Consider the following 23926-nt stretch of genomic DNA (forward strand, 5'->3'; position numbering starts at 1 on the left):
TCCATTTTTCTACTAAAAATGAAAAGGAGCTTGTAATAAGCCCCTTAACGTTCATCGTGTTCTTTTGATTTATTTTCTCGTGTTTCTGCTTGTTTTTCTTGTGACTGATATGACTTAATTTGCCCTAAAATAGATGGTTTTTCTTTGCTTTCTGCCCTTGCATTAAGATTATCCTCTACATCATAAGTAGTTTCAAAATAGTCACTATCTCTAAAGTCATTATCGTATCTATCTGGCACACCATCATTGTCCAAATCTTCTGCAAGCGGATCATAGATATTACCATCGTCATCTCTTTCAAGACCTAATGCTTTTTTAAGGTCATTATCATCAATAGATACAAACTCTCCAAAGTCTCCATATTCCATTTCTTGTTTTAGAAATTCCAATGCCTTTTCTTCACTTCCAAGGTCTTTGAGATAATCAATCTTTGTGATTGATTCTCCATTGATATATTGAGTAGCTGTAAAATCTTCTAAGCTAATTTCATATTGGATTTCATGCTTTTCATCTGGTGTAGTAGTATATGCAATTCCAATATGAGCAAGGTCAGGAAATAGATTATTAAAATTCTCATAGGTATAACTATCATCTTCATATTCCCTTTTGCAAAAATCTACAATAGCCCTCTTTACATCTTCAAGTAATGGATTAGGATTTTCTTTTTCTTCTACTTCTCCCATATCAAGTAGCTTGTTTAATTCTGTAAGCCTTAATACTTTTGTCTTTAGTTCATCTGCTTTTTCAAAAGGCTTTATTACTTCTTCTTTTGCATTTTCCAGTTGTTCCTTTGTGCTAACGAGTTTTTCTTCAAGACGATTTAACCTTTCAGGTATTTTATCAATAGCATTGTCTAATCTTGTAATATTACCATCTGAACTTGTACCAAGCTCTCCTGAATGGTTTGTAGCACCTTTTAAAGTGAAATTATGCTCATTGGTGAAGAAGTTATAGCTTACCTCTAAATCCATATTTCGATACTGTCCGATAACCTTACTTTCATTAAGTTTTACAGTTTTAATCGCTTCTAAAAGCTTTTCTCCAGCTATCTTTTTATCTCGAATTATCTCGCCATTAATCGTGATAGAAGTGAATTTATTTTCACCACTTCCTTGTGGTTCAACATTTTCTATATCTCTTTTCACTGCTTCAATTAGCTTTTCTGTTCTTGCAATTTCTTCCGGGTAGGTTTTCACCACCTTGTCCTCTAATCTGTAACGGTTGGACTTATAGTTTGCTTCCAACATTTTAAGTTTTGTAACTTCATTATCTAAATCCATCTTTTCTTTTATCTTTGGATCACCAGTAGCAAGTGCTTTAATCTCAGCATAGTTCAAACTACTTTCATCTACATCTTCTGCAACACGAACAGGTGTCTTTGAAGTCATAATCTGTGAAATAAATTTCTGCTTATTCTCTATTGTCTGCCACAAGTAGCTGTCAAATGTATTCTCTGTAACATAACGATAGATACTAACTTCCTTATTTTCATTGCCTTGGCGAACAATTCTACCACTTCTCTGCTCAAGGTCAGCAGGTCTCCATGGTACATCTAAATCGTGCATTGCAATTAGTTTATTTTGCACATTTGTACCAGCACCCATTTTCTGAGTAGAACCCATTAAAATACGAATTTCTCCATTTCTTACCTTTGCAAAGAGTTCATCTTTTTGCTTATCAGTATTGGCTTCATGTATAAAGGCAATTTCTTCCTTTCGTATTCCTAAATCTACAAGTTTATCCCTAATATCATCATAGATATTAAAGCTGCCATCACCTTTAGGTGTAGACATATCTGAAAATAGAAGTTGTGTTGATTTTTCTTCTTTTGTCTTATCCCAAATAGAAAATACATTTTTAACACATACATTAACCTTTGAGTTTTCATCATCTGGAAGTAAAGGATTGATTAAACGCTGATCTAAGGCAAGTTTCTTACCATCATTAGTAATCTTAAGCATATTATCTTCTTCAGGCTCTACGGACTTATTACGCACCTTATCAGCCCTTTCAGACAAGCTCTTTAGTATTTCTTTTTGTTCTTCACTTGGCTCAGTCTTAATGACCTTAAAATGAGCTTCTGGAACAGGAAGATTGAGCATATCTGCAGTTTGAATATCCGCTACTTCCTTAAACATACTCATAAGCTCAGGTAGGTTATAAAACTTAGAGAAACGAGTCTTCACTCTGTAGCCTGTTCCCTCTGGAGATAACTCGAAAGCAGATTGTGTTTCTCCAAAGGTTGATGCCCATGAATCAAAATGCTCTAATCCATTCTTTTTTAAAGTGTCGTACTGTAAATATCTTTGCATAGTATAAAGCTCTGTCATTGAATTCGATACTGGAGTACCTGTAGCAAATACAATTCCTTTGCCACCAGTCATTTCATCCATGTATCGACATTTCATAAACATATCCGATGATTTAAAAGCTTCAGATTGCCCAATACCTGCAACATTTCTCATTTTTGTATAAAGATATAGGTTCTTATAATTATGAGCTTCATCAACAATCAGCTTATCTACGCCAAGCTCTTCAAAAGTAATAACATCATCCTTTTTGAAATCATCATTTAACTTTTCAAGTCTTGTTTCTAGTTTTTTTCTGGTCTTTTGAAGCTCTTTTACTGTAAAATTTTGATTTCTGTCATGCTTATACTCTTCTACATAATTGATAATCTCATCAATCTGGTCTTGAATGTGCTTTTGTTGATATTCCTTAGACATTGGAATTTTTTCAAACTGACTATGCCCAATAATAACTGCATCATATTCACCTGTTGCAATTTTCCCTATAAATCTCTTTCGATTCTTTGGCTCAAAGTCTTTTTTATCAGCCACCATAATATTAGCTGATGGGTATAGTTGCATAAATTCACGACCAATTTGCCCTGTAAGATGATTTGGCACAACAAATAATGACTTAGTACACATTCCAAGTTTCTTTGCTTCCATTGAGCTTGCCACCATTTCAAAAGTCTTGCCGGCTCCTACTACATGGGCAAGCAAGCTATTACCACCATAAAGTATTCTTGCAATTGCGTTCTTTTGATGTGGGCGAAGCGAAATATCTGTACTCATTCCATCAAAACTTAAATTAGATCCGTCATATTCTCGATTACGAATAGAATTAAATTTTTCATTATAGGCTTTTACAAGTCTATTTCTTCTATCCTGATCGTTAAATATCCAATTCTTAAACTCTTCTTTTATAAGCTCTTGTTTCTGTCCTGCAAGCATAGTTTCTTTTTTATTTAGTACCGAAGTCTTTGAACCATCTAGATTAATAATTTGGTCAAACACCTTTGTTTCTTTTAGGTTTAAAGCATCTTCAATAAGCTTATAGGCACTTACTCTGTTTGTGCCATAAGTCATTTCTGCTAGGTCATTTCCCCTGTCTTTGCTCTTACCCTCAACATTCCATTCACTGGTTAAATGTGAAAATTTGACTTTAATATCCCATCTTGCATATCCTGGAGTTTTTAATGTTTCAAATATGAATCTTTCAATATCTTTAGGTGGAATCCATGTTGCACCAAGCCTTACATTGATTTCACTGGCTTCAAGTTCTTTTGGCATTACTCTTTGAAGTTCTGCTTTTTGATATTCCAGTCTGCTTAGTTCGTTTACAAGTGTTTCCCTTTCGTTTTCACTTTCTTCTGAAAGTATTCGTTCTGCTTGTCGCAACCTATTGATATAGCTATCTACAACACCTATTTTTTCTCTAATATTTCCACTTAAGTATTCATCTTTCGTTACATAGGTATACTTAAAGGAGTTAGTTTCATCGCTACAAGCAAATGGTAAATCCCCATCTCCCAAGTCAAAAGAAAGCTTCTGATTAAAACTAACATTCTCTTCCCTAATGTTTAAAAAGATTTCTCCTCTAAGTTCTTCTATAAGAGTGTTTCTATCCTTATCCGTTAGATTTGTCATGTAATCAAAATCTACATAACCTTTTTGTGAAATAGATAGTACCAATGCTTCAAGTGAAGAATCCACATGGTCAATAACTTTCGCTTTTGTGATAGTTCGTTTAGAAAAAATATCGCCTTTTGCCTTGAAGTTTTCTTCTTCATCAAGTATCTCGATAGAAGATACCAGTGGGAAGTTACTATCCTCTCTTAAAGCTCTGGTGTTACTTAAATTATTAACAAAACCATGTTTCTTAGAAAAGTTATCATAAACAGCGTTTAATTTATCCTGAGACTCTTTAATTTCAGCTTCACTAAAATCTTCTTTTTGCTTGTATATTACATCCTTTAGTGCGTCATTTAATTCGAGATAATCCTTAATCTTTTCCTTGTTTTTGTCCGATACTTCTTTCTTAACAAAAAGTGAATTTTCCCTGTAATATACCTCCTCATCTATGATTGCGTAGGAAAAGTTTTTTACATCATCTGTTGCTGGGATTGCTGTTACTTCATCATCTAATAACTCTATCTCTTCATACTTCGCATCTTTTGATATTCTTTCACCTGCAGCTTCAATACGATCTTTTAAAGAAGACGTATTTATTTCATGAGGTAAAAATGCTATTGGCTCACAAGTAAGAGTTTTTCCAAATCTTCCACTTACTTCTCTCATGTTTCCAAGAACTTGTTCTGGATGGTCTACAAAATATTTATTATATACAAGACCATTTTCATCTTCCGCTAAATGAACCCAGTCATCATCACGCTCAAGTACACTATCTCTTTTCTTCAGGAATATAATATCTGAAGTTACTTCTGTACCGGCAACACCCTTAAAGGTATCGTTAGGAAGTCTTATTGCACCTAAAAATTCTGCTCTTGCATTTATATATTTACGGATACTTTCGTCTTTCTTATCCATAGTTCCAGATGATGTGACAAATGCTATAACACCACCATTTCTCACCTTATCAATAGATTTAGCAAAGAAATAGTCATGAATTAGAAAGTTATTACGATTGTATTCCCTATCATTAACCTTAAATTCGCCAAACGGAACATTACCAATTGCTACATCAAAGAAGTTATTTGAAAAACTTGTCTCTTCAAAGCCTTTAACTTGCACATCACTTTCAGGATAAAGAAATTTTGCAATTCTACCACTAACAGAATCAAGCTCAATGCCATAAAACTTTGACTTGCTCATTTCATCTGGAAGATTACCGATAAAATTACCTACGCCCATCGATGGTTCTAAAATATTTCCATTCTTAAATCCCATTTCTGAAAGTGTCTTATATACTCCATCAATTATAATTTTAGGCGTATAAAAAGCTGTTAATGTAGATTCCTTAGCAGTCTCATATTCTGGTAATGTTAAGTTTTCTTTTAAGAAAGCTCTTGCTTCTTTCCATTGACCGTCTTTACTTTCATCAAAGACATCAGATAGTCCACCCCAACCTACATATTTTGCTAAAACTTCCTGAGCTGTAATATCAAGCTCTAGTTCTCCGCTCTCCACTCTGTTAAGCATAGAGATTGCTTCAAGATTATTGTTTAACCTCTCACTTGGCGACAACTTTTCAGGTAGTGTTTCTTTTGTGATTTTAAAGTTTGAAGCTTTTGTCTTTTCACTAATTCTTGTTGTTTCTTCTAAACCGAAAAGTCTATCTAAATCGCTATCTTGTCTGTAGGCAATAACTTCTGAACCTGTAATCATTCCGCCAAGATATTCCACATTATCCTTTATGGTTACTGTCTTTAGACCCTTTCCCGTGTCATCAAATCTTGTAATGGTAAAGTCCTTATTCTTATATTGAACTTCATCTCCAACCATAAGTTTTGGTCTATCAAAAGAGATTTTTTCTAAAAGCTCCTTATCATCAGCAAAACTCACAATCGGCATCATAAAGTTACCTTTTCTAAGTGGTGCAAGTCTTAAATCATTCTTTTGTAAAATGTTATTAAAAGTAATCTCTGAATCAATCCTATATGCTTCGTGATCCATATATACAGTTTTTCCGATGGATAAATCAAGGGGCTTTTCATTGATATTATCTACATTACTATCCGCTTGGTTTAGATAATCAAAAAGTGTTTCCTGCCTTGTTTGTGGCTCTTTCATTTGCGTATTTTCAGCTTCTTTTTCATCTAAAGCATATTCAGAAATTTCAAGAGCCTTATATTTTCCGCTATCAATGAGCTTATCGACTTTCGTACTTTCCTTAAAAGTAGTGCCACGATGAAGTGGATACTCTATTCTTTCAACTTTCACTTTTCTTCCAGTCTCTTCAAGGCTGATGGCAAAGCTATCTTGTTTACTTGCAAGTATAAATTCATTGCCGACTTTAACTGCTACTTTCTCATTCTGATTGTTATATGCGTAATCTTTAAGACTATCAACAAACTCACTCATCGTAACAAAGTCAATGTTATCCTTAAATTCTTCAATTTGACTTATGCTTACTTCATCATTCATTAGATAACCTTTAAGCACATTAAACTTAGCAAGTTCAATGTCTAACTCTTTCAGATATTTTATCTTTTCTGATGTAACACCATCCAGACCTTTGTTCCAATCATCAATAAGCCATTTTAAATGTTCCATCTTCCATACAGGAAGTTTAGGATCTGCAATCTCAGTAATTTCATTTCCATAAAAGTCATACTCTTTTATAGCACTCATAATCTGTTCTAATTGTTCAAAATTAAAATCATCAATCCCAATGTTTGTTCCTTGAAGAGCTTCTTCTAATTTACTAGTGGCAAGTCTGCTAATTGCAACATCTCTTGGGACTTCGTATTCTTCCATAATAGAGCCAACTTCTTCAGCAAAATTAGGACTTAATTCTTCTTCAAATTCATCTGTTATTTTACTGGTAGCTTCTTTAGGAATTACCTCATTTTCAAAACTAAGTTCTCCATTAAATACCATTTGAAGTTCATGTTCATCCATCTGCTTTTTTAATTCTCTGTCTTTAAGCTCTCTAAAAGTCTTTGGGAAATCTTCTAAAATAAGTCTTTGAGCATTTAGTTCTTCAAGCTCACGGATGTTAAAATATCCCCACTCTGGTTCAATTCCTAAAGCAAGACCAAATGCATCTCCTGTTTCCCTATCATATTCCGTCATATACCATGTCCAATTGCTTCTAAATGGAATGATATATGCTGCATGAACCTGAGTATCTGCCAGATCAGTGTGTTCTTGGTCATAAAGTTTTGGAACACGCTCAAGCATTTCATCAGTCATTAAATTGTATGGATCTTCTTTAGAATAGAAAAAGGAAGCATTTTCTGCTCCCTCGTTTGTTTTTTCAATGCTATTTTCTAAGCTTCCACTATTTCCTTGATTGTCATCTCTTTCAAGGCTGAAATCATTGCCTTGTATTTTGGATTCGTTTCGCTCTCTATTTTCCAAGCTTCCATCATATTCGGCTTTTCCTTCCTCATAAAGTCTATGGCTCTCTTTTGAACTTCCATCAAGTGTTTCACTAGGCTCTTCTCTTTGTAAAGGTCTATTAGCATTTGATAGTGTTTCTCCTCGCTGCTCTCTGTTAGAAAGTCCAATCTCATCACTGCGTAAATTGGATTCGGAAATTCTTCCATGAATTTCTTCTCTTCCTCCAGTTTGTTCAAAGTCTTCTCCTTGATTATCAAAATTATCTCGTCTGTATTCTCCAGCTCTGAAAATTCGGTTTCCGTCATTATCATCTCTTTCGTCATTTGATCGAATAGCATTCGCCATACCTCCTAATTCTTTATTATTTTCATTAAGCTTATTATAATCGGCACCTATACTCTTTGTCAGGTCTCTACCCACAGATAAATTTCTTGTTCTAACCATCGTAGCTTCAATAATATTGCTACAAGCATTGGAAATACAGTTACCAACACTCATTAAAGAAATTCTATCTAGGTACTTAAAATTTTCTTGTAAGTTATCCATTGGAATATGATAATCCAGATTAAATCTATTTGAAATTGCAAAGCTAATAGAATTTCTCATAAAATTTATAAATGAGTTTCTATCTTCATCAGCAATCCTCAGATTATTTGCAAGCTCATATATGCTTTCATCTGCGTATATTCTGCTAAGAGAATATAGATTCTCTGATAGGTTTTCACTTGAATCATACCCTTGCAGCTCAATCATATCTTTTAATGCATTTTCATGCTTTTCTCTATCAAAAGACCATAGTTCCACTTCATTAACATTTCTATCCATCGATACCGTCTGACTAATATCGAAGATATATCCTACCTTTTGGAAAGCATTACTGTCATTTAGAATAGGTATCCCTTTTTGCCCTCTCATAACAGTTCGATTAAATCTTTCTCTCCACATATCAAAGCTTGCACAAGCAGTTGCATTGGGATTTTTATCATAGATACTAAGTTGACTTAAAAAGTCATATCTTTGATTATTTCCAATGACCTTTAAGAGTTTTAGATATTCTCTTTCACTATCTAAAACATCTCTTTTTACAAGCTCAATTATGTTGTAAAAATCATTCGTCCTCATCTTTACCTCCTAGTTCTTCAAAATTTCTCTTAATATTGCTTCTAACACATTCACGACAATGCTATTTCCAGCTTGTTTATATAGTATTGACGATAATTTCCCTTTTCTTCCTGGATAAATAGCTTTTAGCCTATTAAAGTTTTCATCATCAAATCCCATAAGTCTAAAACACTCTCGCTCAGTTAAATATCTATATTTACCATTACTTAAATCAATAATTCCTGAGTTAGGAATACGCACTTGCTTGGTGGAAATGGTGTAGGCAAACTTATCTATCACTTTAAGTCTTCCTCTAAAATTATTATTCTTAGGTTTTCCTCTTATATATCGAAGCATTGACTCTTGCCTTACTTCATAAAGATTTGAAGCGTCTTTCTCAAGAAATTCAGATATATCCCTTGCTTGTGTTTTTTCGAGCTTGGCAAAATCAAAAGAATTATTCCCCAAGATGCTTACAACAAAGATACGCTCTCTTTTCTGTGGTATTCCAAACTCCATAGCATTTAGAATTTCATATTTGTTCTCATATCCTAGTCTCTCCATTTCTTTTAAGTAATGAAAAAAGGAAGTTCTCAAATTTCTATCGAGAACTCCCTTTACATTTTCCCAAAGCACAACCTTGGGCTTTATATTCATTTCTTCTATTATTCGTATTGTTTCAAAAAGAAGACTACTTCTTGTACCGCTACCTTTTGTGCCACCTTTCTTTAAGCCACTTCGACTAAAATCTTGACATGGACTACCATGCATTAGTAAATCTATTTTTTCATCTGGCGGATGATAATCTACTATACTCTTAGGCTCAAATTCTTCGCCATAAAGTGCATTATAACTTTTAACACAATTCTTATCTATCTCTACATAATCCACCGTCTTATGAGATATTTTTTGCCTTATTAAAGCTTTTCTAATGGCACCTATACCACCAAACAGTTCTAATACATTTAGCTCATCTATTTTAATCACCTCCAATAAAATAAGGGAACAAGATTAGCTCTCATTCCCCCAAAAATTATTTACGATATATCCCTACTGTTTCTCTTATTTCATTCTCAATACATTTTAAGAAATCATCCTTATTCGCCTTTCCATTAGCAATATCAGATAGTTTCATTTCCCATTCAGCAGTAGTTTCTGCCGATTTAAGAGTATCTGAAACAATAGTCACCAAACTAATTCCTTTATTGGTTGCAATTAGATTCTTTTTATCTCTTTCGATAAAACCTTTGAAAATCAAGTTTTCAATAATACCTGCACGAGTTGCCGGTGTACCAAGTCCTTTTCTTTCTACCTCAATGCCTTTTTCTAAGGCGTCATTACCCGCTACTTCCATAGCCTTTAAAAGTGTATCTTCCGTAAAATGCTTAGGTGGTGATGTATATTTCTCTTTTACTTCTTTATTTCTTATCTCAAATACTTCGCCTACCTTTACACCTGGTAGTAATGTATCTTCAGTTTTCTTAGTTTTATATTCTTTTAAATACTTAGTGAATCCCTCATCAATAATCACTTTGCCACTACTACTAAATTCAAAACCATCAAACTCAGCAACAATTTTTGTAGTATTTTCTACTAAAGGGTATCCAACACTTGCGTGAAGTTTATTTGTTATAAGTCTATATACCTTTGCTTCACTTTCTGGAAGAGTTGAAATATCTTCTTTTAATGAGCTGATTGTTGGTATAATCGCATGGTGATCCGTAACTTTTTTAGAATTAAACACTATCTTAATTCTTTCAGTATCAAAGTCATTCTTGCCTAAGATATTATTAATGACGCTTGTAATCATATCTTCAGTCAGGCATCTACTATCAGTTCTTGGATATGTTATAAACTTCTTCTCATAAAGACTTTGAGCATAATCAAGTGTCTGTTTCGCACTATATCCAAAATACTTGTTGCATTCTCTTTGAAGTGTTGTAAGGTCAAAAGGTAACTCAGGTTTTGTTATCTTTTCTTTTTGAAAGACATCAGTAATTTCTATGGAATTACCTACTAAATTGATAAGCTGCTCTGTGGTAGTCTTGTCATCAATTCTGTCTGTAGAAAGTGAAAATTTATCTAAAGAAAGCTCAACTGTATAATATTTTTCTTTCTTGAAATTACTGATTTCATCATCCCTATTTACAATCATTGCAAGTGTAGGTGTTTGTACTCTTCCCACACTATAATTTTGCTTATACAGGCAAGAATAAAGCCTACTAATATTCATCCCGACTAGCCAATCTGCAATCGCTCTTGCCTTGGCGGATTCAAATAAATCATCGTAGTAACTTCCATCTTTTAAGTTATTGAAACCATCTTTAATTGCACTATCTTCCATTGATGAAATCCAAAGTCGTTTCATCTTCTTTTTACAATTTGCTTGATTATAGACAAGTCTAAAAATGCTTTCTCCTTCACGACCAGCATCACAAGCATTTATTACATTCTCTATTTCTTTATCATTCAATAGTTTCTTCAAGACACTAAATTGTTTCTTAGTAGATTTTGAAACCTCATACTTATACTCACTTGGAACAATCGGTAAATCTTCCATATTCCACTTAGCATACTTTTCATCATAGCTATCGGGATTTGCCATCTGAATCAGATGACCTACGCACCATGATACCCTATATCCACTTCCCTCATAGTATCCATCTTTCTTTTTTGTAGCTCCTATCACCTTTGCAATTGATATAGCTACACTTGGTTTTTCTGCAATAACTAAATCCATATTATCTCCAATCTTTCAAATAAAATAAGGCGAAAGATAATACTCCCTCGCCTTTAACTTGCACCCAAAATCATATAATTTATGATGCATTTTATTCTTCATCTTCTTCGATTTCTTCAACCTCTATTTCTGATGTTTCTTCACTTTCATCAGCTTCTGAGAAAAAATCATCGTCATCATCTTCTAATGCTTCAAGTTCTTCATTCTCTTTCTTTTTAACAACCTTAAAGTAATAACCTGCACCTAATGCTCCAGCTACTACAAGAATCAGAATTAAGTATGTTCCCATATTACTACTTTCATCTTTTTTCACTGGTTTAGGCTCTTCTTTTATTTGATCTTCCTTTACAATCTCCTTTTGTGTTTCTTTCTTTTCAACCATATTTAACAAATCATCTTCTGAAACTTCTGTTAAAAGCATTACATTCTCGCTATCTTCATCATGATTAATGATTAGATGAAAAGTCTTTCCATTTTTAGTTGTAAAAGTTACAAACTGTCTTGCGTCTGCTGAATACATATCCGTAGACTTATTATCTTTACCATCGTTGTGGTGAATTGGATAATCTTTGTTTGCATTATCCTTATTCTCTGTAACGGTTCCTCTTGCTTTTGACGGTGCTGACGCTACTCCTTTATTGGTATTTGCTGACTTGCTTGTTCCATCCATAGAAGACGTATCTCCATTACTTGAAGTTTGTTTAGGTGTTAGCTTATTCGGATAACGTATTTCCTGTCTCTCCTCTTTTTTATCCGACTTAGTTTCTACCTTATTTTCTATTTTAGATGTTGGCGTTGAAGCATTACCAGAAGCATCGCTACCTTTTCCTGTATTTATAGGTGTGCTTGGAATAAATTTGCTAAAAGATTCGTTATTTTTCGGTACTGGATTTGAGATAGTTGAATTAGAATTAGTCCCTATCTTATTCATAGAATTGAGCTTTTCCTGTAGTTCCTTAGTCTTCTTTTCTAACTCTTCAATAGATTTTTTAAGCTCAATATTTTCTTTCGATGAATCAACAGAGTCCTTGTCCTTTTTGATTTTCTTTTCCAAAGCTTCAATTTCATCTTCAAGATTTTTGATTTTATCTTTTTGCTTATCACTTAACTTATCTTTATCCTTAAGTTCCTTGCTAAGATTATCTACCTTTTCTTTTAAGTCCTTAGACTCCTTATCCATCTTATCTAAATCATTTTTAGTAATATCAGTTTGAGTTGATGAATCTTTCTTAGGCTCTTCTGTTTGAGTGGCTTTATCCTGTTTTGCTTCATCAGACTTCTTTTCTTTATCTTTATCATTTTCAGTCTGAGTTGCTTCATCTTTTACAATCTTTTCTACCTTACGGATAATCTCATCTTTCCCATCGCCTTTTACTCCATAATAAAGAAAATCATCAATGAATTTCATATCGTCAGGTAACATTGGCAAATCACCACTATCAAGGATTTGTCCTTTATCTGCCTTTACAACTTCTTCCTTAAATACTTTCTCGTCTGAAAATACATACTTAATCTTTACTTCAAATTTCTCTTCCGTTTCTGCAAGAGCTTCAATCGGATTAAGCATTGAAAGTACAGTTCCATCTTTTGCAAATACAATCTGCTTATTTACAGTCATCACACCTATAATTGAAACCAAAAGTAACGCTGCTCCAATAAGTGCGGCCAATACTTTCTTATTCTTCAATTTGCTTTTCATTACTATATTTCTCCTTTTCTTTTTTCTCTTTGAACATCTTCACTAATTCTTCAAGAGTGATATTGTTCTCTCTACAAATCACTACATACTCCTGGTCTAATAGTTCATCTTTACGAATAAATAAAGGCTCTAAATCTTTATCGATCTGAACCTTCTTATCTAATAACTTTTGAATTTTTTTATTAACAGTATTCAGTTCCCTATTCACATTTTCCACTCCCTTCTATCTTTGTACGTTTGGTGGAAATCCAAATCCTACTGGATGGTGTTTACAGAATGTTGCAATCCAATCATCTAAGGTTGTTACCCTAACTACTCCGATATTATCCATTACCTTACCATCACCAATATAAATTCCGACATGACCATAAGTAAGTCCGGCTTGTCCACCACTACTGCTACTTTCAACTGCTACAAGCATTCCTACTTTTAACTTTGATCTATCAGAAGTAAATGTATGGTTTCGGTACATATCATTAGCATTACCTCCGATATATCCAAGACCTGCATTTTGATAAACCTGAGAAACCCACATTGCACACCAACCTGCTCCAGGTGATGGAGTAATATATGCTGCATTTACAATTTTCTTTTGAACATCAGACGATGCTTCGTATTCTTTTCCTCCACCTATGCCACCATTTGCAGTAATGAGATTCGTGTTGCCAAACATTTCGCCCATATTCCCCTGTGCAAGGAATAGTGCTTCATAATGCTTTAAATTGTCTGGATACTTAACGAAGACTTCTCGAACCACGCTATCCATTTCTCTTTTACTTAAAGTAACAATGAGCTTTCTATACTCATAAGGTTCTTCATGGCTCTCGGTATATTCGTTCCCCTCTTCATCAGTGTAAGTTCCAGTTACAGTCTTATACCTTATCTCTATTTCCTCTTTATAATCGACATGGTACATAGTCTTAAATAAGTCATCTAAAATATTACTAACTTCAGATAAACTCTTTACTTCACCATATCTTGAAGTGATATAGGATAAAAGTTCATGAACATTATGACCAATATCTCCATTTTTTCTTACGATATATTCATCGTATCTGGGATTATTCTTTTCTACATTTTCAAGCTCGCTATATAAGTCATTCTCCTTGTTTGAAAAACTTTGGTTAATCTCAGTTAAAACATTTGGTCTTGATAAATATGATGTTGTTAAAACACTGCTCGTAGAATTAGCAAATCCACCCATTGTCATGCTTGCAAAGTTAAATACAAAAGTTCCAAAAATAATTATGGCAGCTACTACTATTGCTGCCACTTTTGCTTTTCTTATGATGAAGTCTTTAGATACCTTGAATGTATCCATCAGTGTCTTTTTAACTCTATCTCTAATTCTTGTCTTCTTTTGTTTATAGATAGCTGACTTCATCTGTTTCTTCTTTTGAAACTTCTTATAAGCATTTGCTTTTTTATATTGGTCGGTCTTCTCAACCTCGTCCATGCTCTTTCTAAACTCAAGCTTGGACTTTCTACTTTTGATTTTCCTATTGCTCTTTTCTAAATCATATATCTTCTTACTTTTTCTCTTATCCGAATAATTTTTTACGCCATGAATAAGTTTAGAGGAACTTCCTAAGCCTTTTTCAGCAGCTTCAACAGATGCATTTTCATCACTACCAGATGATAGATAAGCACTTGTAACCTCACCAAGTTTTGCGGCTCCAATCACACTTCCACCGACTAAGGTTTCTTTGTTATACCTTTTATAAAGCTGATTTTTCTTTTCCCTATCTCTGATGACTTCTTTACCAGTTTTAGAAGCTTTAGTGTTATCTTCCTTTTTCTTATCCATCTCTTTTCTTGTAAAGAGCTTATCAGAATAGTTCTTTCTTTTAAGTGACCTTTTCTGCTTTTCATGAAGTTTGGATTTTTTATTACCTAAAGGCTCATATGATACATCGCTATCTCTAAAATCATTATCATATCTATCAATAACACCATCACCATCTTGGTCTTTTGCTAAAGGATCATAGATACGATTTTCTTTAACCTCTGTTTGATAATCTGACTTGGCTACTTCGGCTTGAAAACTGTTACTTCGAATATTTCTTTTTATAGCATTTTTGCTCTTGTTACTTGTTTCTATTTCACTAGTAATATCCGTTCTTTTACTTATCTTCTCATGAATTTTATCTTGAAACCTGTTTTCTTCTTTAACTACCTTATCCCTGTAATCATCTCCAGTTTTTCTTTTATAATCTAGGACATCATCTGTTTCAGATTTTGTGATGATTTTCTCCTCTCTTGCCCTTAACTTTTCATTCAAATCTCGCTTTCTTTTTTTACTCATAAGACGCTACCTCACTTCTTCAGGTTTTGTAGTCATCTTTTGATATAGGATTGTGTCTTTAGGGAAGTTATCTACAAATGGAACAATGGTGTTTCCAAAGAAAATCAAACCTTCACCTGCTCTTGAATTGGTAACGAATTTTTCCTGATCCTTTGAGATTTTAAGCTTTACAACAAGCCAATCTCTATCACCTGTTGCTTGATTAAGCATTAGAATAAAATCCGTATTGTCAAAAATATTTTCAATTTCTTTACTTGCAAGTAGATCTTTGACATTTTGTGTAATTCCTGTTGGAATGCCGCCCCATTTTCTAAATCTCTTCCAAATTTCAACAGAATACTGAGAAGTTTGCTCGTCTTTTAAAAGCAAGTGAAACTCGTCAATGTAGTATCTTGTGCTTTTTCCTGTGTTTCTATTTTGCGACACCTTATTCCACACCTGATCTTGAATAACAAGCATTCCTATCTTTTTAAGCTGTGTTCCAAGTTCTTTAATATCAAAGCAAATGAGCTGCTTGTTTAAGTCAACATTTGACCTGTGATTAAAGACATTAAGACTTCCTGAAACATAGATTTCCATTTCTGTTGCAAGTTTCTTTCCCACCTTTTCTTCTTGCCCTCTTAACATATTGTAAAGGTCTTGAAGTATAGGCATATTCTCTGGAACTGGATTTTCAAAATATTTCTCGTAAATCTTAGGTAAGCACCTATCTATAACAGACTTTTCTTCTGCTGTAAGTCCACTACCACCAACCACAAGTTCAAGCATAGACATAATAAAATTTGCCTTATCCTTAAGTGGTGCATCTCCATCTCCATAATTCATATTTATATCTAGGGGATTAAGATAGTCTTTACTCTTTGCACTAACCTTTATGACTTCTCCCTTAAACTGTTTAACAAGATTGCCATATTCACCCTCTGGATCACAGATAATGACATCATCATCGGTTGTAAGAATAGCATTTGCCATTTCACGCTTTGCAGAAAATGACTTACCAGAACCAGGCGTACCTAAAATTAAGCCATTTGGATTTTTAAGCATTTTTCTATCAGCCATAATAAGATTATGGCTTAAGGCATTTAATCCATAGTACAAGCTATTTGATGAGTTTATGAAAAGCTCCTCTGTTGTAAATGGTAAAAAGACTGCTGTAGATGATGAGGTTAACCCTCTATCTATTTCAATCTTATTTACGCCAAGAGGTAATACACTGATAAAACCTTGTTCTTGACTATGATCTAAGCGTTTAATCTTACAATTATGCTTACTTGCAATAGATGAAATCTGAGAAATAGTCGTATCTAGCTTTTGTACTGTCTTTGCAAAATTCATAAAGACAATCGTTACGATAAACATACGCTCATCTCTTGTCTGAAGGTCTTTTAAAAGCATCTTGATATTATCACCATAGGTAATTAAATCACTTGGCAATATGTCCATGTCATAGCCACTTCTAACTGCCTTTTTATTTTCCTCAATCTTCATCTTATCAATATCTGTATTTTTTCTTTTCACCATCTTAATCGCTTCTGTCTGTTCAACTGCCTTGATATGAAAAGAAATATTGATGTTATCATCTATATCTAAAAATTCTGCAAGCATTCTATCCGACAGCTCGCTTGCAAGTATTTGAAGATGACTAACAGCTCCAATATATTTTCCAAACTTAAAATACTTACTTGGTACAAAATTAAAAGAATCTGGTGCAATAACAGTCTTTGTACTTTCTCTTGGTTTTAAGTCTTTATAGGAAAAAGAAAAGAGCTTATCTGGATTTAAAATATCATGCAATACCTTTAATCTTTCTTCTCCAGTTAAGCCCTCAGCACGAACTCCCATACTCTTTAGATTTGATAATATATCAATCTCAAGTCGCTCAAGTTTTGCAGTCGCTTGCTCCAAACTATCCGCTTCAACTCCAAAGGTGATATACTTCGATTTCTTTAAACCATTATTTCCCTTTGCAAGCTGACTTTTTAACATCTCACGAAACTCTAATCGAATATCATCATAACCATCATTTTTATCCGGTATCTGAATAGCTGCTTTTAATTCATTATTTCTTCCAAGCTGATTGATATATGAAAACTCAATATCTACACTTGGATCAAAAGAGTTTAAGACATTCGCAAATTGATTGAAAATCAAATCCTTATCTTCTTCTAAGGCAAGCTGATAGTTTATATCCTGAAATGCAATACACTTATTATAGTGCTTTTCATCAAGCTGGCATATTCCACTTTTTAGCATTCTCAGATAAGGTATTGTGTCTTCAACAGTATATCTCTTAGGCTCTTTCTTAAATATTAAGTCGATTAGAGAAGCTTTTTTCTTCTGCTTAGTCAGCTTTTCTTTTTTCAGGTTTCTTTTGTTTTCCTTTAATACCTTTTGATTTTTTTCTAATTGAATTTGCTGTAATTTTCTTTTCTTGTTCAAGGTAAACCTCCTTTCTCACTCGCTTCTGTGGTTGATAAAACTTGTGTAGATATATGTGCTTAAAATATTTCTCAAAGGTAAGTCCATCTTTTTCAAATAGTGTTACAAAGAAGATTGGAAGCGTTGATACAATTAAAAACAGTATCGCTATATCATTTGGCATAAACTTTCTCATAAATAAATAGACTGGTATACCAACCAGTCCAGCAAGTGTAAATCCAATTAATTGTCTTCTTGTAAGGTTAAAGGCTACCTTTGTTTTTACCTTTTTTAAATCTTTGGGAATTGGTACATAGCCCATAGCTTACCTCCCATCTTCTTTTTCCTTTGAAAATGCTTCAAAATGTTCATAGCATGAAGCAACTTCATTTCTCATCTCTTCTAATTCTGACTCAATGAATGCATTTTTCTGCTCTTGATAACAAAGAATAGATTTCACATCATCTCTTGTACTTTTTACTTCATCTTCTAAATTCTTTAATTTGTTCCTGTTAAAAATCGAGATAGCAAATGCTCCAATTCCTACTGCAATAATTGAAACAGGAAACAACTTTTTCTTTACTTCTATCATTAAAAATCCTCCTTAATGTGCGTTTAATACACTCTTTGCAAGCGTTCCACTCTTTAGCATCATTAGACCAAGAAGTAATGCATAGCCTAATATCATAAAGGTACTTGCATGAATGTCCGTTATCTTTATCGTCTTTACTAAAACTGCATAAATACCCAAGCATATAATCAAGAATAAGCCTTGAAGCCCAATAGCAAATAGACCTTTGATATAGTTTGTTCCAATTTGTCCCCACTCCTTATTTCCCATAGTGGCAAATGGAATTGCTGAAACTGAACAGTAAACATATATCTCAAACATTCTGCCATAGACAACTAGCATTATGACTACCGACATAACCTGTATTGCAACTTTAACAAGCGAGGTTTCAAAGAGTATCATCACCAGTTCTCCAAGTCCTTTGTCTTTTAATCCCTCAACCATCTGAACAATTTGATCACCTGAAACGGCAGCAGAAGTATTGATTACTCCTGCCGCCTGATTTACAAGGTGTTGTGCAACATCAAATACTGCCATTGAGAATGTAAAGGCATGAGATACTAGCCATACCGCTATCCACATCTTTATCATGTATTTAAAAAACTCAAAGGTATCTGTATCGTGCATATTATTCTTTTGCATAACCATATTTATCAGTTCAATACATAAAACTGCTGTAATGATTAAACCTGCAATTGGAATAATGACACTATCATTGATACTCTTAATAAAGTTAAATACCTCTGAGTTCCATCCCATTGGTGTCTTGCCTATATCGGTTGCTACTGCTCCGACTTTATCATTAATGTCGATAAACATTGACTCAAGATTTGCTTGGATACCTCCGAGAAGAAGCTCTTTAAAAAATTCCTCTATCTTATCGAAAATACCAAACATAAGCTACTCTCCTTACTTCAATACATTTGAAAGTAATGGGATTAGTTTTAAGCCGATTAGAACGATGCCTCCACCAGCCATTAGCTGCTTAATGCCCTGAGATTTTGCTCCAGGGTTATCATTACCATATCCCTCCATAAGGTTAATAACACCCCATGCTCCAAGACCAGCACCTACTGCCATTACCAAAATCTTTAATACATTAACTGCTTGTACGAAAAAATCCATTATTTATTCCTCCTCGTTTTCTTCTTTCTTTTCAATTTTGTTCATAGACATAACTACAAAATTCTTATATGTCTTTCCATTTTTAGTTCGTTTGTTGAAGTAACCATACACATGAATGAAATCACCTTCTGAAAATTCCTTAGCCACGTCAGATTTATTGCCATAGGCTGCACAGTTGATATACTCTCTACCTTTTCCATATCCTTTCGAAAGAGCAAAATTTACAACTTGAACCTCTTCATCACCTCTTGTAAAAGTTCCAAAAGTAGGTTTTTTTAACAGATTGGCATTGATATTAATCATTTCTTTATCCATTTTTTCCTCCAATTAAAAAAGCGACTGAAAAGTTAATTTCAATCACCAAGTATTTGTATATTTAGTTATCTATTAGGTAGGGCTTCTTATCCTTATCATCTTTTCTCCTTTACTTTCTGTAACATATTTAAGGGAACTAGCATTTTGTCGTGTATATATTAGTGAGAGGCATTTGAAATACTAGTTAGCAACTCTTGCGAGTTTTCCCTATTTATTGATCGCAATATAAATTGAAAATAGGCATGAAAAAAAACGATAGATTTTTTATTTCTATCGTCTTTAATACTTTATATTCAGTTCGACAAACTAGGATTTATTTATGATACTCCTCTATTTTATCTCCATATTCGTTTAGGAGTTGTCTCGAATAAATTTTTTCATTTTTTGAGTCTCTAACTTCTTTCCATATAATAGCAGCAACTTTTAACTTGTTAGAATAATAGTTGCTAAATTCATCTGAGCAAAAGTCCTTTAGGAATTGATTCCATTGACAAGCTGAATTATCATACTTAGCGTAGTCTGACTCGCCATAATATACTTTGAGCATATCTTGAATTGTAAAGTTTAAGTTATTTTCTGTTTTCACTTTTCTCCATGCCGTTGCCATATCGGCATTGAACTTAAATGGACTAACACCCGTTACTGCAGAAAAATAGTCCCTAAATTTTTGATTAAAGGAAAAAGCACATTCAAGTAATGGTGTACATAATGTTACAACTTCTGTTTGATTTTTGTTTCCATTTCTCTGAGATTTCTCTATTCTATTTCCCATAAAATATTGTTCTATGATATGATTCAGTTCTTGCTTTGTACTTCTATATTCTAATCCAAGTGACTTGCAAATTTTTGAAAGTTCCTCTCTGTACCAATAATATCTAGAAAATTCTTCAAATGACTTTATATCTCTGAAATCAGGTCTACCGTTCTTCAAATAGCCACACCCCCATAAATTCAAATTTATCTTATTATACCAAATATACCCACGCCACATAAAGCTATAAAAGAAAATATTACAATCTTGTAATTACTGTATTTCTATTAAACTTAACTTTTCCTTTTCTCTTGATATAGTCTTCAATATCAAACACATTCTTTTTATCATAGTCCTCAAGGAGCTTGTAATTCTTGTGCTTTGTAATATCAAATTTATCTGACAAAAATGGTCTGACACCTCGAAGCTGAAAAATACACTTGCTACCATCCATAACTGTTATCTCGTCTTGGCTCATCAATTCTTTTCCTGTCTTTTGGTAATTCAGTCCATAGCTATTAGCATTAGATCTTGTTTCCGATGTGTTATACAGATCTATGGTTTCTTTACCCAGTGTTTCAGACAGTTCTTTAAGTGTTGTCTTTTCCTTTCCACCAAGAAATAAAGTGCTATCGCAGTTGCCTACAATCGTATCTGCATTATCCTTGTAAATTGCCTTTAGCTGAGATTGTGCTTGTAATATGATACTTGCTGAAATCTCTCTACTTCTGATTGTTGCAATCAATTTCTCGAACTTCGGAATTAAGCCGATGTTTGCAAACTCATCAAGTAAGCACCTTACATGAACGGGTAATCTTCCTCCATACTCGTCATCTGCCTTATCACAAAGTAGGTTAAATAGCTGTGAGTACATAATAGATACAACAAAATTGAAGGTATCATCTGTATCAGAGATAATAACAAAAAGTGCTGTCTTTCTATCTCCAAGTGTATCAAGTTCAAGTTCATCTTCTTTCATTAAGTCCCGTAGTTCTTGAATATCAAATGGAGCAAGCCTTGCACCACATGAAATAAGAATAGACTTTGCTGTTTTTCCCGCAGCCAATTTGTACTTTTTATATTGCTTTACTGCAAAGTGCGTAGGCTCTTTCTTTTCCAATGCTTCAAATAGCCTATCAATAGGATTCATATATGTTTCATCATCTTCCCTGACTTCTGAAGCATCTATCATATCAAGGAGTGTTGCAAAGTTCTTTTCTTCTCTTGGAGCTTCATAGAAGATGTAGCCAATAAGAGCAGTATAGTAGAGTTTTTCGGCTTTCACCCAAAAATCTTCGCCTGCTTTTTCACCCTCTCCCTTGGTATTTGCAATAATTGTCTGTACCAGTTTCAATATATCTTTTTCACTTCTAAGGTAGGCGAATGGATTATACTTCATACTCTTTTTGAAGTTGATGGTATTTAAGATTTTTATCTCATAACCGTTATCTTCAAGCATCTTACCACATTCAATGACTATCGTTCCCTTAGGATCTGTAACACAATAGCTACTGTGCATTTGCATTAGGTTCGGTTTTACATAAAATCTCGTCTTTCCGGAGCCTGAACCACCTATAACCAAAACATTTTTATTTCTTGCATACTTTGGATTTGCCGGTCTGCCATTCATGGTTAATCGCTCAGTTTGAGTAAGCAAGATATTATTTTGAAACTTTTCATCCATATACGGCTCTATATCTTTTCTCGTTCCCCATCTTGCTGAGCCATACTCTTTCCCCTGTCTGAACTTTTTTGCGTTTTTACCTTTGGTATAGACAATAAATTTAATTAAAGCTGCTACTCCCACGCCCATTAAAATATCAGCCACATGAATACTTGGCAGTAAGCTCATGGTGTTAAGTTCCAATATTCCTTGAAAGATTTTATCTATCACATCGCCGCCAGTATAGGCTCGTACATGATGAGAAAAGATATTGCCTACATAGAAAAATGCAAGATAGGGAATGTTCTGTTTTAGAAACTTTGCCTTATCTTGCACTTTGAATAAGCCTTTGATGTCTTTTAGTATCTTATCTATCATAGGCTCTGCTCCTTTTGTTTATTCTTGACTTTATCCTTAGAAATAGTATTTTTAGCTAGTTCTTTAAATTTCTTTATGTTCTTGTGAATTGACTCCTTATTTTTTTCTTTTTTCTCAATATTTGATAGCACATTTTGAAAAGCTTTATTCATAACTTTTGTATCTTTTGCTTGGAAGAATACTGAATGTGTCCCAGTCTCCTTATCTTTCATCACTGAGAATTTAACACCATGTTTATTCAATTCTTTTTTTAGTTCTTTTAATTCACCATCTTTAACATTGATTTCTTCAAGCTGACCTTTCTTAACCATATCTTTGAGTTTGACTTCATTTCCCTCAGCCTTGATAAGTTTATCTAAGCCACCATGTTGTTTTGATCTCTGTTGTAACTTCTTTACTTGGCTTAAGATTTCTTGATATGTTGCCTTTAAGACATTAACTTCAATATTAACTACTCTATTAGAAATTTCTTCATTTATCATTAGTAACCTCCTTCCCTCATATCATAACTAACAAGTGCTGTATAATAGGCATCCATATTGCTTGGTGCATTATATGCTGCCGTTAAGATAAATGCTCTTACATTTCTTATTTTTGATTCGTTCTCTGATAAAGCATTTACAAGATACTCCATATGCGAAGAATCTAATTCTCTAAATCTCTCTTGAACAACATATGCTGGTAATTTCGTTTGATTTATTGTGACTGTATCTTCCGCATTTAATACCATAACATCAGCTAAAACTTTAATTATTTCATCAAAGGTTTTAGCAATAATCTTATTGCCCAGTTTCATATGTTCGTTGTATCCTGTGCTTTCTCTTAATTCTTCTAAACAAGATTTATATGATTTTATTTGTTTACGTCCTTCCTCCATTCCGTCCCCTGAATAAAACAGATCTCTTTCATAGATGGGTAGGTGGGAGGACTTCTCTGTAGAAATATCTGAAGTAATCTTTGATGAATTATTTGTAGTAATCTCTGGTAATGGTTCATGCAAGTTGCCATAATGCACTGGTAGATTTTCATCAAATGCATCGGTGCTAAATGCCTCATTGCATTGGTTGATTTTGCCCTCTTCCATTGGTGCATTTTGCCCTAATGCATTAGGCATAGCACTTTTACTTACTTGTTCTAATATTTTTCTTTCTTTCTCTTGTTTTCTTTGATTTAGTTCAAGATAAAGTTCTTCTAATTTCTTGTCATTTATTGTGTACCACTTCGTTTTATCTCTAGGATCTTTATTATAGTTTCCAACTAAAAGATAGCCCGCTTTTTCAAGCTTAGAAAAAGTTCTCTTTACTGTATCAACACTTAAATAATCAAAATCTTTTTCTTGCCATGCTCGTATGGAGTTATATGTCCAATACTTGCCATCATGATAATTGTTACCAGACTTCTTATTTATCTCAATCCAGTAATTTATTTGTTGAAGCACAAGAGCTTCATTTAAGCCTAATTCTCTGGCTAATGCTTTATTAGCCAGTATAGGTTGTTCATCAAATAAATACATACTCATATCATCGCCTCCTTTCTCTGAAATTTAG

General features: G+C 33.5%; 16 protein-coding genes. All 16 read right to left on the reverse strand.

Going from position 1 to position 23926, the window contains the following annotated elements; translation table 11 throughout:
* Positions 1-44: 44 nt before the first annotated feature.
* Entirely contained in the window at positions 45-8435 is an 8391-nt protein-coding gene (locus tag H8787_RS07445) for a helicase-related protein (RefSeq protein WP_161517680.1), read from the reverse strand.
* 9 nt (positions 8436-8444) lie between these two features.
* Complete coding sequence (locus H8787_RS07450) at positions 8445-9392, reverse strand: DNA cytosine methyltransferase (RefSeq protein WP_197090290.1); 948 nt, start codon at positions 9390-9392, stop codon at positions 8445-8447.
* Positions 9393-9447: 55 nt separating this feature from the next.
* Complete coding sequence (locus H8787_RS07455; protein ID WP_081528329.1) at positions 9448-11154, reverse strand: DNA topoisomerase 3; 1707 nt, start codon at positions 11152-11154, stop codon at positions 9448-9450.
* A 91-nt stretch (positions 11155-11245) separates the two neighbouring features.
* Positions 11246-12853, reverse strand: a complete 1608-nt coding sequence (locus H8787_RS07460) for a CD1107 family mobile element protein (protein ID WP_081528328.1) — start codon at positions 12851-12853, stop codon at positions 11246-11248.
* Positions 12831-13061, reverse strand: a complete 231-nt coding sequence (locus tag H8787_RS07465) for a hypothetical protein (protein ID WP_001901812.1) — start codon at positions 13059-13061, stop codon at positions 12831-12833. Before H8787_RS07465 ends, H8787_RS07460 begins: the two co-directional genes overlap by 23 nt.
* Before the next feature lie 15 nt (positions 13062-13076).
* A complete protein-coding gene (locus H8787_RS07470) occupies positions 13077-15158 on the reverse strand; it encodes a CHAP domain-containing protein (protein ID WP_081528327.1) in 2082 nt (693 codons plus the stop codon).
* Between the two features lie 6 nt (positions 15159-15164).
* Positions 15165-17597 (reverse strand): VirB4-like conjugal transfer ATPase, CD1110 family, encoded by a 2433-nt coding sequence (locus tag H8787_RS07475; RefSeq protein ID WP_001901813.1) that lies wholly within the window; start codon positions 17595-17597, stop codon positions 15165-15167.
* Entirely contained in the window at positions 17500-17898 is a 399-nt protein-coding gene (locus tag H8787_RS07480) for a PrgI family protein (RefSeq protein WP_000542588.1), read from the reverse strand. The genes H8787_RS07475 and H8787_RS07480 overlap by 98 nt, the downstream gene beginning before the upstream one ends.
* A 3-nt stretch (positions 17899-17901) precedes the next feature.
* Entirely contained in the window at positions 17902-18168 is a 267-nt protein-coding gene (locus H8787_RS07485; protein ID WP_000573637.1) for a hypothetical protein, read from the reverse strand.
* Positions 18169-18180: 12 nt separating this feature from the next.
* Positions 18181-19044 carry a VirB6/TrbL-like conjugal transfer protein, CD1112 family gene (locus H8787_RS07490; protein WP_081528326.1) on the reverse strand — a complete coding sequence of 288 codons (864 nt, stop codon included), beginning with the start codon at positions 19042-19044 and terminating at the stop codon, positions 18181-18183.
* Between the two features lie 12 nt (positions 19045-19056).
* Positions 19057-19272, reverse strand: a complete 216-nt coding sequence (locus H8787_RS07495) for a Maff2 family mobile element protein (RefSeq protein ID WP_000345446.1) — start codon at positions 19270-19272, stop codon at positions 19057-19059.
* Between the two features lie 3 nt (positions 19273-19275).
* Positions 19276-19587: a hypothetical protein gene (locus H8787_RS07500; protein WP_017645749.1), complete on the reverse strand. Its 312-nt coding sequence runs from the start codon at positions 19585-19587 to the stop codon at positions 19276-19278.
* A gap of 313 nt (positions 19588-19900) precedes the next feature.
* Positions 19901-20518 carry an SAP domain-containing protein gene (locus tag H8787_RS07505; RefSeq protein WP_081528325.1) on the reverse strand — a complete coding sequence of 206 codons (618 nt, stop codon included), beginning with the start codon at positions 20516-20518 and terminating at the stop codon, positions 19901-19903.
* Between the two features lie 79 nt (positions 20519-20597).
* Positions 20598-22379 (reverse strand): VirD4-like conjugal transfer protein, CD1115 family, encoded by a 1782-nt coding sequence (locus H8787_RS07510; protein WP_081528324.1) that lies wholly within the window; start codon positions 22377-22379, stop codon positions 20598-20600.
* On the reverse strand, positions 22376-22861 hold the full coding sequence (locus H8787_RS07515; RefSeq protein ID WP_081528323.1) for a PcfB family protein: 486 nt from the start codon (positions 22859-22861) through the stop codon (positions 22376-22378). Before H8787_RS07515 ends, H8787_RS07510 begins: the two co-directional genes overlap by 4 nt.
* On the reverse strand, positions 22861-23898 hold the full coding sequence (locus tag H8787_RS07520; RefSeq protein ID WP_081528322.1) for a DUF6017 domain-containing protein: 1038 nt from the start codon (positions 23896-23898) through the stop codon (positions 22861-22863). Before H8787_RS07520 ends, H8787_RS07515 begins: the two co-directional genes overlap by 1 nt.
* Positions 23899-23926 lie beyond the last annotated feature (28 nt).

This window comes from Streptococcus sp. NSJ-72 (assembly GCF_014334035.1).
Classification (GTDB): Bacteria; Bacillota; Bacilli; order Lactobacillales; family Streptococcaceae; genus Streptococcus; species Streptococcus constellatus.